The 13055-nt window shown below is 41.7% G+C and carries 14 protein-coding genes; 12 read left to right on the forward strand and 2 right to left on the reverse strand.

Features of this window, described 5'->3' with window-relative positions; genetic code table 11:
* Positions 1 to 231: 231 nt before the first annotated feature.
* From ACQKN3_RS04440 to ACQKN3_RS04495, 12 genes are all read left to right on the forward strand, one after another.
* Positions 232 to 1371 (forward strand): acyl-CoA dehydrogenase family protein, encoded by a 1140-nt coding sequence (locus ACQKN3_RS04440; RefSeq protein ID WP_427709696.1) that lies wholly within the window; start codon positions 232 to 234, stop codon positions 1369 to 1371.
* A 4-nt stretch (positions 1372 to 1375) separates the two neighbouring features.
* Complete coding sequence (locus tag ACQKN3_RS04445) at positions 1376 to 2251, forward strand: ABC transporter ATP-binding protein (RefSeq protein ID WP_427709699.1); 876 nt, start codon at positions 1376 to 1378, stop codon at positions 2249 to 2251.
* Positions 2252 to 2263: 12 nt separating this feature from the next.
* Entirely contained in the window at positions 2264 to 3334 is a 1071-nt protein-coding gene (locus ACQKN3_RS04450; RefSeq protein WP_427709701.1) for an ABC transporter substrate-binding protein, read from the forward strand.
* 13 nt (positions 3335 to 3347) lie between these two features.
* Positions 3348 to 4118 carry an ABC transporter permease gene (locus ACQKN3_RS04455; RefSeq protein ID WP_251687692.1) on the forward strand — a complete coding sequence of 257 codons (771 nt, stop codon included), beginning with the start codon at positions 3348 to 3350 and terminating at the stop codon, positions 4116 to 4118.
* On the forward strand, positions 4115 to 4468 hold the full coding sequence (locus ACQKN3_RS04460) for a FixH family protein (protein ID WP_251687694.1): 354 nt from the start codon (positions 4115 to 4117) through the stop codon (positions 4466 to 4468). The genes ACQKN3_RS04455 and ACQKN3_RS04460 overlap by 4 nt, the downstream gene beginning before the upstream one ends.
* Complete coding sequence (locus ACQKN3_RS04465; RefSeq protein WP_427709703.1) at positions 4465 to 4956, forward strand: redoxin domain-containing protein; 492 nt, start codon at positions 4465 to 4467, stop codon at positions 4954 to 4956. Before ACQKN3_RS04460 ends, ACQKN3_RS04465 begins: the two co-directional genes overlap by 4 nt.
* A 15-nt stretch (positions 4957 to 4971) precedes the next feature.
* A complete protein-coding gene (locus ACQKN3_RS04470) occupies positions 4972 to 6270 on the forward strand; it encodes an O-acetylhomoserine aminocarboxypropyltransferase/cysteine synthase family protein (protein ID WP_251687698.1) in 1299 nt (432 codons plus the stop codon).
* 15 nt (positions 6271 to 6285) lie between these two features.
* Positions 6286 to 6657 (forward strand): chemotaxis protein CheY, encoded by a 372-nt coding sequence (locus ACQKN3_RS04475; RefSeq protein ID WP_427709705.1) that lies wholly within the window; start codon positions 6286 to 6288, stop codon positions 6655 to 6657.
* A gap of 12 nt (positions 6658 to 6669) precedes the next feature.
* Positions 6670 to 7797: an LLM class flavin-dependent oxidoreductase gene (locus ACQKN3_RS04480; RefSeq protein ID WP_427709707.1), complete on the forward strand. Its 1128-nt coding sequence runs from the start codon at positions 6670 to 6672 to the stop codon at positions 7795 to 7797.
* Positions 7798 to 7808: 11 nt separating this feature from the next.
* Positions 7809 to 9131, forward strand: a complete 1323-nt coding sequence (locus ACQKN3_RS04485; RefSeq protein ID WP_251687704.1) for an LLM class flavin-dependent oxidoreductase — start codon at positions 7809 to 7811, stop codon at positions 9129 to 9131.
* A 12-nt stretch (positions 9132 to 9143) separates the two neighbouring features.
* On the forward strand, positions 9144 to 9677 hold the full coding sequence (ssuE, locus tag ACQKN3_RS04490) for an NADPH-dependent FMN reductase (RefSeq protein ID WP_427709709.1): 534 nt from the start codon (positions 9144 to 9146) through the stop codon (positions 9675 to 9677).
* Positions 9678 to 9811: 134 nt separating this feature from the next.
* On the forward strand, positions 9812 to 10726 hold the full coding sequence (locus ACQKN3_RS04495) for a 3-hydroxyacyl-CoA dehydrogenase (RefSeq protein WP_427711587.1): 915 nt from the start codon (positions 9812 to 9814) through the stop codon (positions 10724 to 10726).
* Positions 10727 to 10875: 149 nt separating this feature from the next.
* Here the strand turns inward: ACQKN3_RS04495 and ACQKN3_RS04500 are convergent, their stop codons facing one another.
* Both ACQKN3_RS04500 and ACQKN3_RS04505 read right to left on the reverse strand, forming a co-directional pair.
* Entirely contained in the window at positions 10876 to 11931 is a 1056-nt protein-coding gene (locus ACQKN3_RS04500) for an LLM class flavin-dependent oxidoreductase (RefSeq protein ID WP_427709711.1), read from the reverse strand.
* A gap of 13 nt (positions 11932 to 11944) precedes the next feature.
* Positions 11945 to 12883: a ring-cleaving dioxygenase gene (locus tag ACQKN3_RS04505; RefSeq protein WP_251687713.1), complete on the reverse strand. Its 939-nt coding sequence runs from the start codon at positions 12881 to 12883 to the stop codon at positions 11945 to 11947.
* Positions 12884 to 13055 lie beyond the last annotated feature (172 nt).

Raw genomic sequence — 13055 nt, forward strand, 5'->3', positions numbered from 1 at the left:
GAAATAGTGGTTTTTTCTTCTTCTAACTTCGAAATCACCCTATAAATCACACAATTAATTTGTAAAAAAATACAAATAAATGCGGTTTTTTACGTTAATTCGCTAAAAGCATACTATTCCAGTATGAATTATTCAAATTAACTATTGACTTTAAATACATGCATCTGTAAACTAACGAATTAAGAATACTGAATTGCAAGAAAATTCTATAACTAGTAAAGGAGAGGTGTTATGGGAGCAGTTGCACATATTGATGAAATCGCGGAAAAGCTTGCCGAACAGTTTGAACAAACAGCAGTAGAAAGAGATAAAATTGGAGGCAATGCTAAAACTGAGCGAGATCTAATTCGCGAAAGCGGACTTTTGAAACTTTTAATTCCGACAGAATACGGTGGTTTAGGTGGGAATTGGTATGATGTGTTTCAAGTCGTTCGGACGATTGCACGTGCGGATAGTTCACTGGCACATGTTATAGGCTATCATTTTATCAATCTTGTTACACCGCATTTATGTGGTTCACAAGAGCAAAAGGAATTTTATTATCGCGAAACAGCCAAGCACAATTATTTTTGGGGGAATGCGTTCAACCCGGTGGCTATTCAACTGAAGGCTGAAAAAACAACAACAGGCTATTTGTTAAACGGCGTAAAAACGTTCTGTTCTGGTAGTGTCGATTCGGATGTATTATTAGTAACGGCGTTAGTAGAAGAGCAGGATGAGCCATTATTGGTCGTTATTCCTAGTAAACGGATAGGTGTAGATATAAAAGGCGATTGGGACAATATGGGGCAACGCCAGACAGACAGTGGAACGATTCTTTTCAACGATGTTGAAGTACATGATGAAGAAGTGTTGCAGCAAGGCTTTTACGCAAGCGAGTTTTCACAGCTGCGTCTGAATATCGCTACATTTATTTTAAACCATGTTTATTTAGGGATTTCAGAAGGTGCTCTTCAATCAGCGCTTACATATACAAGAGAGCAAACAAGACCGCGCGCCGTTACACAGACTTCGGCGATTGAAGATCCGATTATCCAGCATCATTACGGCCAGTTTTACGTACAGGTAGAAGCAGCAGCCCTGGTTGTGAAAAAAGCGGATCAATTATTACAGGAGCTTTGGGATGAACCTGAAAAGATTACCCCTAAGCATCGCAGTGATCTTGATGATGCATTGCAAACAGCGAAAATCTTCACAACGCAAGTAGGGCTCGATATTACATCAAAAATTTTCGAAGTGATGGGTAGCCGCGCTACTGCAGGCCGTTATGGGTTTGACCGCTATTGGCGTAATTTGCGGACGATGACACTGCATGTTCCGGTTGATACATCGATCCAATCATTAGGTAGAAAATTTCTGTTAGGAGAGTGAGTACATGGTTCAATTATTGGAACGTCCAGTGCCACAACAAACCCCTATATCTACGAAAGATAGTACAGAGAAAAAAACGAAGATTAAAGTCCAGAATATCGATTTCAGTTATGATGCGACGACAAAAATTTTAAACAATATTCAGCTTGAAGTGCAAGATGGCGAGTTTCTCGTATTTATGGGACCTTCCGGATGCGGGAAAAGTACATTGCTCAGAATGATGGCAGGGCTTGAACCATTTTCAAATGGCAATATCGAAATAAACGGTAAATCCGTAAAGCAAACTCACCCTGACTGCGGAGTCGTTTTCCAGGATTATTCCTTATTTCCATGGCTGACGGCACAGGCGAATGTCATGCTTGCATTAAAACAGCGTAATAAAAAAATGCCGAAAAAAGAGCTGGCACACATCGCAGAGCAATATTTGACACTTGTCCATTTAGGGCACGCCGTAAAAAAATATCCTGGCCAAATGTCAGGTGGTATGAAACAGCGTGCAGCCATTGCGCGTGCATTAAGCTACGGTTCGGATTTACTGCTGATGGATGAACCATTTGGCGCTTTGGATCCTGTCACACGTATTCAACTGCAGGATCTGCTTGTTCAAATTAGTGCCGAACAAAAACGTACAGTCGTATTTGTTACACATGATGTTGACGAAGCCATTTATTTGGCGGACCGTATTGTCATCTTTGCTCCCGGGAAAAACGGGGCGGTGACGAAAAGCATTCAAGTACCAATTGAGAAAAAAGGGACGGATCGTCAAAAACTATTTGAAAACAAGGAGTTCCGTGCATTTCGTGAATCCCTTTTAAATGAGATGAACGAACAGATCGTCAATAGTTTAAAAACAGAAATAGCAGATGGCGCAGGAATATAGGAGGATCGTTGAATGAAAAAAACAAATCAGAAATGGATCGCTTCACTCGCTTTAACAGTAGGTTTACTTGCTGCATGCGGAGATGATGAACAAATTTCAAAAGGGGCAGCCTCTGACGATTATGAAATCACGGTTGGTTTAAGTCAGTCTGCAGGTGGAACACTTGTCGACATTGCTCATCAGGAAGGCTATTTTGAAGAAGAACATATTACGGTCAATCGTGTTGGCTTTGCAAACTCGGCAGACGGACTGAATGCACTGCAGGCGGGGAAAATTGATGTCGGATTAACATTCGGTACAGCTGGCCCCTTAACGTTTATCGCAAACGGCTCGGATTTCTCCATTATTGGAGGGCATTTGGAGGGCGGACACCCGATTTTAACGAAAAAGGAAAACGCGGGGCAATATACTTCACTTGAAAGCTATAAAGGAAAAAAAGTTGGAACGATCAGGATCTTTACATCGGATATCGTTTTCCGTTCTGCGCTTGAAGATGCAGGTATCGACTGGAAAAAAGATCTGGAAATTGTTGAATTCAAAACAGGTAGTATGCTGCTTGAAGCGGTAGCATCAGGAAAAGTGGACGTTGCAGTATCGGCAAACTCATTCTACGCACAAGCAGTTGATATGGGTCTTGAAGCAGTTGCATGGAGCAATGATTTACAGGAAGGGCATGTATGCTGTCGTGTTGTAACACGCTCGGAATTATTGGCGGAAGAAGACGGGGAAGCATATAAACGTTTCTTAAAGGCACTTATTCGCGCTGAACGTAAAAAGATTGAAGATCCGCAATCAGCAGTAACTGCAGCGAAAGAGTATATGAAAGTCGATGAGAAAGTAATTAATACGATTGTAAACGACAGCCACTCGAATTATTCTTCTGATCCAAGCAGAGAGAAAGTGGTTCAAATGTGGGAGCAAATGAAAGAAATCGGCTATGTTGAAAATGTGGATGATATTGATGTAAACAAATATGTAAATATCGATCTATACGAAAAAGCATTAACTGAGTTAATCGAACAATATCCGGATGATGCTTATTACAAAGATCAGCTCGTTCGTTTTAATGAACAAAACATTTAAGGGGTGGGATGGAATGCTCACATTTTTTAAACGCTATAATCTTACTATTTTGATAGGAATAATATTTATTGCGGTTTGGGCACTTGTCACAAAATATGCGACATGGATCAATCCGGTAATATTCCCGCAGCCTCTAACGGTCGTTGAGTCATTTTCCGCGAAAATCGGGGAGCTATTAACCGGTGTTGTGAGCTCGATGAAACTACTGATACCAGGGTTCTTCGGAGCTTTAGTGACAGGTATTGTAGGCGGTCTGTTTTTCGGATTGAACAAACGGTCACGTGAAATATTAATGCCTTACTTTCATGCACTAAGTCCGATTCCGCCAACGCTGTTCATACCATATGTCATTGCAATTTTACCGACTTTCCAAACAGCTTCGATGTCTCTTATTTTTATCGGCGCATTTTGGCCAGTATTTTTAGGAACGATTCATGGCGTACTGCTGATTGAAAAGCATTATCTTGACAATGCGAAATCTCTTGGTTTAAAAGGACCAACGTTTTTACTGAAAGTCGTGTTGCCCGCAAGTGCACCCCATATTTTAAGTGGTGCGAGTACATCACTTGGTATGAGCTTCCTGATTTTAACGATCGCCGAAATGTTCGGTGCTTCATCAGGAATGGGCTTTTTCATCCAGTATTACAGTGACTTCTCACAATATCATTACGTGCTTGCAGGCATTATTTTTAACAGTATTATAATTGTCGCTATCATGATTGCATTTGAAAAATTAAAAAAACGCCTGCTGTTCTGGACAAATTTAAAGGCTGATGGTAAATGAAAAGACTTTTACTTACAGTGCTACTGCTTACCGGCTGTAGTGCACAAGCAAATGAAACGCTCGATGTAACATTAAATGCCAGTAAATCTGAGCTCGAAGCATTCGAACCTGTAACGATCACAGCAACCGTAACGTACAACGGTGAACCAATTCAAAACGATGTGGAAATTGAATTCGAACTGATCAATCCAACCGGCAATGCCATTGGTTCCGTGACACCAGATACTAGCGGGGACGGGAAGTTTACGATCGAAACGAGCTTTGACGGTACCGGCACTTATAAAGTGATTTCACATGTTAGTTATGGGGAACAGCACGAAATGCCTGAAATCGAGGTGAAGCTGAATTGAGAAAATGGATCCAGTTATCATTATCCGCGGTCCTGATAGTCGCACTAAGCTATGCCATTATTTCAAATACGTCCAAACAGAAGGCAGAAGCGAAAACCGAGGAAATTGTGCTCCAGTCAACTTCCGGTGAGCAATTTGCCATTCCGGATGAAGGCAACTATATCCTTAACTTCTGGGCAACTTACTGCCCCCCATGTGAAAGGGAAATGCCCGCCTTTAAAGCGGCGTATGAAACACTTCAGTCACATAACATTGAGCTTTATGCAGTCAATGTGGAAGAACCGACAAGGCTGGTCAATCAATACTTAACGAAATTCGATTTGCCTTTTCCGATTCTGTTAGACCGTAAAGGGCAGCTGAAAGAAAACTATAAAATTTTAACATTGCCGACGACGTTATTTTTGCAAGATGGAAAAGTAGTACACACCGTAAAAGGTGAACTGACAGAACAAGAATTGCTTACACATACCCAAAAATTTCTTTATTAAAGGAGAATCTTTCATATGACATTTTTTAATCAGGAAACAATCGCTCTCCATACAGGTCAGACAGTTGACCCGGTAACACGCTCGCGTGCAGTTCCGCTGTATCAGACAACTTCGTATGTATTTGATGACACGGAACATGCGGCAAACTTGTTTAAATTACAGGAAAGCGGCTATTTATATTCGCGAAATGCCAACCCGACAAATGCTGTATTTGAAGAGCGTCTTGCTGCATTGGAGGGCGGTGTCGGAGGATTTGCGGTCGCTTCCGGACAGGCGGCAATCTTAATTGCTGTACTGACTGTCGCACAGGCAGGCGATGAAATTGTAGCAACGAACGCCCTTTATGGCGGCACGTATACATTGTTTTCTAAGACTTTGCCTCGCTTCGGTGTAACGGTACGCTTTGTCGAAGGATCTGACTTACAGGAAGTTGAAGCAGCAATCAATGATAAAACACGCGCCGTATTCACTGAAACAATTGGCAATCCGAGTTTGCAAATTGCAGATATTGAAGGATTGGCACAAGTAGCCCATCGCCATGATGTCCCGCTTATTGTTGATAATACATTTGCGACACCTTACTTATCAAAACCGATTGAATTTGGAGCAGATATCGTTGTACATTCTACAACGAAATTTATCGGCGGTCACGGAACATCATTAGGCGGTGCGATAATTGATGGCGGTAAATTTGAATGGAAAGCGCCTCGATTCACAAGCTTCGTGGAACCGAATGAATTAATTGGCAATCGTTCATTTGTTGAAGCTGCTGGAGAAAAAGCATTCATTACGAAGGCACGTTTTGAGCTGGGGCATGATCTAGGCGCCACATTATCACCATTCAATGCATGGCTTTTTATTCAAGGTCTTGAATCACTGGCAGTGCGCGTTCGTCAGCATGTTGTAAACGCACAGGCAGTTGCTGAATATTTAGCAGAGCATGATTTAGTGGAATGGGTAAATTATCCGACACTACCTGGAAATGATCCAAACAATTTAGTAGAGAAGTATTTACCAAAAGGGGCGGGATCAATATTCAGCTTTGGTATCAAAGGCGGACTAGAAGCAGCGAAGGCATTTATTAATAATGTTCAGCTACTTTCACATGTTGCAAATGTTGGCGACTCGAAGTCACTTGTCATCCATCCGGCAAGTACATCGCACTCACGACTATCACCGGAACAGCAATTGGCAAGTGGTGTAACACCGGGTTTGATCCGTTTATCAATTGGTTTGGAAGACATTGAAGATATTAAAAACGACTTGGCACAAAGCTTACAGAAAGCTGCCGAAGTTGCTCAAATAACAAAATAACAGGGGGATTTTAACATGGCGATTGCAGTTGTAGTAAATGATGAAGGTAAAGTAACACCGATTGTGGAAGGAACAATTTTACGTATTATTCAGCAGGACCATACTGTAGAAGATTTGCGTAATCCGGCACTTGATTTAACAGAAGGACGTCGTGGCGCAACATTACGTAAAGCAATTGAACTGGGGGCGACAACTTTTGTTGCACCGCCTGAAACTTTCTGCGAATTATCTTACAAAAAAGCACAGGAAGAGCAAATTTCGTTTATTAACATTCCGGCAAATCAATTATTTGCACAGGTTGCAGAACAGTTGAAATCAGGCACAATTCAACAATCAAACGAATTACCGGCTGATGAAGTAGTAGCAAGTGCACCGGTTACAAAATAAGGGGGAATTAAAATGACAAAAGTAGAGTTTATTACGATGGCGCCAACTTCAGGCGATAGTGAATATGTAGGAAACCAAACGTCAAATAAAGGTGCACAAACATGGTCAGGTGTCGGTGTTGATTCGGATCGTGAACCATCTGTAGATTATATTACAAAAGTGGCACAGGCTGCTGAAAAAGCAGGCTTCTCGACATTATTGTTACCGATTGGCGGAAGCTGTGTAGATTCATTGGTTGCCGCATCGCATTTGACTGCACATACGAAGACATTGAATTACCTGATTGCTGTTCGACCAGGGTCTACTGCGCCTACACAACTGGCAAAACAGTATTCATCAGTCAACTACTGGACGAATAACCGTGTATTTGTCAATGTCGTAACAGGCGGAGCGCCAAAGGAACTAGAAAATGACGGGGACTTCTTATCACATACTGATCGTTACAAGCGTACACGTGAGTATATTGAAATTTTAAAACGCCTGTTTAACGGGGAAACGTTTGATTATAATGGCGAGTTCTACACATTAAAAGGAGCGAACTTACCATTGCCTGTTAAAAATGCACCTCCGATTTTCTTCGGTGGTTCATCACCGATTGCAAAAGATGTCGCAACAGATGTGGCTGACGTCTACATGCTTTGGGGCGAAACATTGGAAACGACAAAAGAAGAGCTGGAAACGGTAGTTAAACTGGCAAAAGAAAAAAATCGCGATCTTTCATACAGTGTTTCATTCCAGGTTGTATTGGGTGAAACAGAAAAAGCTGCGTTTGAAAATGCTAACAAAATTATTAGCCAAGTGGACCCGGAAGTATTGGAAGCAAAACATGCTAATACAGTAAGCAACGGAGCAGTAGGTGTGAGTCGCCTTCATCAGTTGATGCTTGAGTCAAAAGACAATAATTTCGTGATCGCACCGAATATTTGGGCAGGGTTAACACAAGTGTTATCCGGCAACTCGATTGCGCTTGTCGGTACGCCACAGCAGGTAGCGGAGCGCATCGTGGAGTTCGTTGATTTAGGCTTCGACAAAGTGTTGTTACGCGGTTTCCCGCACTTGGAAGTAATTGAAGAGATTGGCGAAAAGGTCATTCCACTCGTTCATGAAATATTGGCTAAACGCGAAGAACAGTTAGTTTAGGAGGTACGTAAATGACGAAAAAACAAATGAAATTAGGCGTCTTTTTAATGGGTACAGGGCATCATATCGCTTCATGGCGTCATCCGGATGCACAGGCTGACGCAAGCGAAAATGTCGAGTTTTTTAAAGAAGTTGCTGTAAAAGCGGAGCAAGGGAAATTGGATATGCTGTTCTTAAGTGATGGTTTATCTTTTAACGAGCTTTCACACCCGGCAGAACAAGTTCGCTTTGAACCACTTACATTACTAAGTGTCTTATCAACAGTGACTAAAAATATCGGTTTAACAGCTACTGCTTCAACAACATACAATGAGCCATTCCATATCGCACGTAAGTTTTCATCGCTTGACCATTTAAGCGGCGGGCGTGCTGCATGGAATATTGTAACAAGTTACTATTCAGCAGAAGCGAGCAACTTTAATAAGGATCAGCATCTGGATCATTCTCTACGCTATGAACGGGCAGAAGAATTTGTCGAAGTAGTTAAAGGATTATGGGATTCTTATGAAGATGATGCATTGGCACGCAACAAACAGACGGGTGAATATATTACAAAAGGGAAGCTGCACACGTTAAACCATAAAGGTGAATATTACGCTGTACGCGGTCCGTTAAATTCATCGCGTCCGCCTCAAGGAAGACCGGTTTTAGTGCAGGCAGGATCATCGGAAGCCGGTACGACACTTGCTGCACAACAAGCGGATGTTATCTTTACAGCACAGCAGACCCTTGAAGACGCACAACAATTTTATAAAAAACTGAAAGACAAGGCAGTTGCTGCAGGCCGTGACCGTGATGATATTAAAATCATGCCGGGCGTATCGATTTACGTGGCGGAAACGAAAGAAAAGGCCTATGCCAAATATGAGGAACTGCAACAGTTAATTACACCGGAAATTGGCCTGGACTTTTTAGCAGACTATTTAGGTGTTGATCTGTCACAACATGACCTGGATGGCCCATTGCCAAAAGATATTCCTCCGACAAACGGTAACCGTAGCCGTCAGCAGCTGATTATCGAACTGGCGGAACGTGAAAATCTGACGATTCGTGAGCTGTATTTACGTATCGCCGGTTCACGTGGTCATCGCATTATTTTCGGTTCACCAAGTGAAATAGCTGATCAGTTAATAGAGTGGGTAGATCAGGAAGCTGCGGATGGCTTCAACTTAATGCCTCCGTATTTCCCGGGCGGTTTTACCGATTTTATTGATTTAGTTATTCCGGAGCTTCAAAAGCGCGGGGTATTCCGTACAGAATATGAAGGTAAGACACTACGTGAAAATTTAGGGTTAAAACAAGTCCCATCCCGTTATACTTTACAAAATATTTAGGAGGAGTGAATCATGACAAAAGCGATTTTAATTAATGGGGGAAACAGTGTGACATCCCGATTAACAGGCGTTCAGCAATCAATTGAATCATTGCTTGAGCAGCAGGGCATTTCTCATGAAACAATTCAGGTTCATCAGTTGCCTGCAGAAGACTTAATTACTGCAAACTATGCGAGTGAAGCGATTGCTGAAGAAATTGTCAAAGTAGGAGAGGCCGATATCGTATTTTTCCTTACACCGATCTATAAAGGTTCCTATACTGGCATTTTGAAAACATTCATCGATTTACTGCCGCAAAAAGGGCTGGAAAACAAAATTGTCGTACCAGTTGCAATCGGCGGGTCAATCGCACACTTATTGGCACTGGAATATTCATTGAAGCCGGTCCTTTCGATTTTAGGGGCGACTACAATTTCTAGTCCGATTTATATCGTTGATTCACAAGTAACGAAATCTGACAATGGCTTTACAATAGAGGAAGCAGCAAAAGAACGCATCGAAAAGGTGTGGGAAAGTGTTGCACCTAAAAGTAAAGTAACTGTATAAAATGAACCTCGCGAAGTGTCATTTCCTTCGCGGGGGTTTTTTATTGAATGAATAACTCTAACTCATTGTCAATTTATGAAGTAACTGCTTTTCATTTACGGCAAAACCGGGAATACTCTCTGTGGATTGAGTTTATTTTAAAAGGAGAGGTTCCTATGAAGTATAAAAAGGTAACAATTGCAGGGAGCGGTGTTTTAGGTAGTCAAATTGCATTCCAATCCGCATTTTTCGGATTTGAAGTAAATGTTTATGATATTAATGAAGAGGCAATTACTAAGGCAAAACAGCGAATGGCCACATTAAAAACAACATATGGCGAATATTTTCAAGACGTTGACCGTGCTGAAAAAGCGTCTGGCAGTCTTCAGTTTTACACTGATTTAACAGAAGCAACAAAAGATGCAGATATCGTTATTGAAGCAGTGCCGGAACGTATAGAAATCAAACAGAATTTCTATGAAAACCTTGGAAAAGTGGCACCTGAAAAAACAGTTTTTGCTTCCAATTCCTCAACATTATTACCAAGTCAATTTGCCGAGTTTACGGGCCGCCCGGAAAAGTTCCTGGCATTACACTTTGCGAACTCTATTTGGCAAAACAATACGGCGGAAGTAATGGGACATCCTGGAACAGATATGCAGTATGTTGAACAAGTGGCAGATTTTGCACGTAATATCGGCATGATTCCTTTTGTGCTGAAAAAAGAGCAGCCTGGCTATATTCTTAATTCATTATTAGTACCATTTTTATCTGCGGCAATGGAGCTTTGGGTAAAAGATATCGCAGATCCGCATACAATCGATAAAAACTGGATGGTTTCAACAGGATCACCACGCGGGCCATTTGCAATATACGACATCGTAGGGATGGAGACACCGTATAATTTAAACTTAATGCGCGCAGAACATGATCCAGCAGCAAAACTAGTGGCAGAAAAAATTAAACGCGAGATGATTGATCATGGTAAAATGGGCGTTTCAACAGGCGAAGGTTTCTACAAATACCCGAATCCGGCCTATATGGATCCAGACTTTTTAAAATCGAATTAATACCAAAAGTATGGATAACAACCAATTCTATCCCGTGAAGGAATTCATACTTCACGGTTTTTTTGTTGAACCGGATGAATGCTGATTCTGTATAGGTATTATCGCAAAAACCCATCCATTTAATTCAAAGAAAATGGATGGGTTTTATGTTATTTCGCCGTATATTTTTTAATCGCTGGGATGATTTCGTTACCGATCAGTTCGATATTTTTCATTACTTTGTCAAACGGTACACCGCCAAAATCGATTTGGGCCATGAAGCGTTGCATGCCGAACAATTCGTATTGGTACAGTATCTTTTCGATTATTTGGTTCGGACTGCCGACCATGAGTGCATCTTCCACTTGCGGTGCCTGTTCCACTTGCCAGCGCGGATAGCCTTGACCGCGAATCGCCTGGAAACCGCTGCTTAAATGCGGGTGCATCCCATCGACCGCCTCTTTTTCCGTTTCCGCAACATAAAACAGACTCGTCGTTGCAATCGGTAAAGATGCTGCATCAAAACCACTGCGATCTGCTGCTTCGCGGTATGCATCAACAGAAGCTTTAAAGTTTATCGAAGGTCCGCCTAAAGTAGTCAGCATCATGGGAATGCCCATATAGCCGGCTTTTATCGCACTGCCGGGAGGACCGCCAACAGCTCTCCAAATCGGAATCGAACCATTTAAAGGCTGAGGTAAAATATGTGCATCCTTTAAAGTCGGACGAAATTTTCCGTTATAGTTTACAACCGAATTGTCATTTAACTGTTTTAACAGAGCGAGTTTTTCCTCAAAAATTTCCTCGTAGTCACGTAGACTGACCCCGAACAGTTCATGTGCGCCGACCCGTGAACCGCGACCTGCAACGATTTCTGCACGGCCATTCGAAATTAGATCGATTGTCGCAAAATCCTCGTAAACACGGACTGGATCCGCTACGCTTAACACGGTCGCAGAGCTTGTCAGTTTAATGCTTTTCGTTGCCTGTGCAATTGCACCGAGTACGACTGAATGAGCCTGTGTAGTGAAATATTGCTGATGACTTTCACCGACTGCAAATACATCAATTCCTGCCTGTTCCGCTAATTGGCTCGCTTCGATGATTTCCTGAATGCGCTGCTGCGCAGGGATGCGTGACCCTGTTAAAGGGTTTGGAATGTGGTCACCTAACGTATATAGTCCAAACTCCATCCCACTTTTTTCATTGATTCGATATTGTTCCATGATTATTGCCCCCTTATAAAATAGGCTTCAATTTTGCTGTAATTTCTTCACGCTGTTGTTCCAAAAAATCCGGTAAATCCAATTGTTCACCGAGCGATGTCACATCGCCGTCGCGTAAAAATCCTGGTCCATCCGTCGCAATTTCGAATAAGATTCCATTCGATTCACGGAAATATAAGCTTTTAAAATAAAAGCGGTCGACAATACCCGAGGACATAAAACCTCGAGCTTTTACTTGCTCATCCCAATACGACAGTTCTTCATCATTTTTCACACGGATGGCCAAATGGTGAATACTGCCGCGACCAGGTTTTTCCGAAGGTCCTTCCTGTTCGATAATGTATATCTCCCCAAACATTTCATCACCGATTGATTGGAGCAGGGCAGTTGTTTCATCTTGCGTTTTCAATTCAAAACCAAAAATTTCTGTTAATGTTCGAACCAGTTTTCCTTTATTCTTCACGGTTATTTCAACAGTTCCCATCCCTTGAATTTGATGTTGAACCGGAACAGGGGATTTTTCATACGTTTCCCAATGTCCTGCTTTCGTATTTGGTGCAGCTATAAGTGCCAAACGTAAACCTTCTTCATCTTCAAAAAGGAGGGCAGGGCGACCTGTAAATGTTGTAATGTCTTCATGTTTAACGCCAAATTCATCCAGACGTTTTGCCCAATACTGAAGGCTATCGACGCTTGGTACAATCAAACAGATTTTTGTAATGGCATTTGTGCCTCTGTGAGTGCGTCCAACTAACGGAATCTCGAAAAACGAAAGCTCTGTACCCGGACTGCCTGTTTTATCACCATAAAAAAGGTGGTACATTGATGTGTCATCCTGATTGACCGTCACTTTAACACGGCGTAATCCTAAAATATCTCGGTAAAATTTGTTGTTTTGCTGTGCATTTTTTGTAATCATCGAAATATGATGATGTCCTGGAATTGTATACATGTTCATTCCTCCAATAATTATTTACAGTGCTGTATCTTCATTGAACAACATTTCAAAAAGGCAATTAATCAAGAAATTTGTTTCCTATTACTTTACTACTCAACTAATTCGACGACAAGGAAAATATCTCGAATTCGAAATAAATATTTATTGTAACTATTTACCTTTTTAT

This window comes from Solibacillus sp. NPDC093137 (genome assembly GCF_050280445.1).
GTDB classification, from domain to species: Bacteria; Bacillota; Bacilli; order Bacillales_A; family Planococcaceae; genus Solibacillus; species Solibacillus isronensis_B.

Bases quoted from the DNA above. Each gene is read 5' to 3' on its own strand.
- ACQKN3_RS04475 (WP_427709705.1), top strand. From the start codon at position 6,286: ATGGCGATTGCAGTTGTAGTAAATGATGAAGGTAAAGTAACACCGATT.
- ACQKN3_RS04485 (WP_251687704.1), top strand. From the start codon at position 7,809: ATGACGAAAAAACAAATGAAATTAGGCGTCTTTTTAATGGGTACAGGG.
- ACQKN3_RS04445 (WP_427709699.1), top strand. From the start codon at position 1,376: ATGGTTCAATTATTGGAACGTCCAGTGCCACAACAAACCCCTATATCT.
- ACQKN3_RS04470 (WP_251687698.1), top strand. From the start codon at position 4,972: ATGACATTTTTTAATCAGGAAACAATCGCTCTCCATACAGGTCAGACA.
- ssuE (WP_427709709.1), top strand. From the start codon at position 9,144: ATGACAAAAGCGATTTTAATTAATGGGGGAAACAGTGTGACATCCCGA.
- ACQKN3_RS04480 (WP_427709707.1), top strand. From the start codon at position 6,670: ATGACAAAAGTAGAGTTTATTACGATGGCGCCAACTTCAGGCGATAGT.
- ACQKN3_RS04500 (WP_427709711.1), bottom strand. From the start codon at position 11,931: ATGGAACAATATCGAATCAATGAAAAAAGTGGGATGGAGTTTGGACTA.
- ACQKN3_RS04505 (WP_251687713.1), bottom strand. From the start codon at position 12,883: ATGTATACAATTCCAGGACATCATCATATTTCGATGATTACAAAAAAT.
- ACQKN3_RS04450 (WP_427709701.1), top strand. From the start codon at position 2,264: ATGAAAAAAACAAATCAGAAATGGATCGCTTCACTCGCTTTAACAGTA.
- ACQKN3_RS04455 (WP_251687692.1), top strand. From the start codon at position 3,348: ATGCTCACATTTTTTAAACGCTATAATCTTACTATTTTGATAGGAATA.
- ACQKN3_RS04440 (WP_427709696.1), top strand. From the start codon at position 232: ATGGGAGCAGTTGCACATATTGATGAAATCGCGGAAAAGCTTGCCGAA.
- ACQKN3_RS04460 (WP_251687694.1), top strand. From the start codon at position 4,115: ATGAAAAGACTTTTACTTACAGTGCTACTGCTTACCGGCTGTAGTGCA.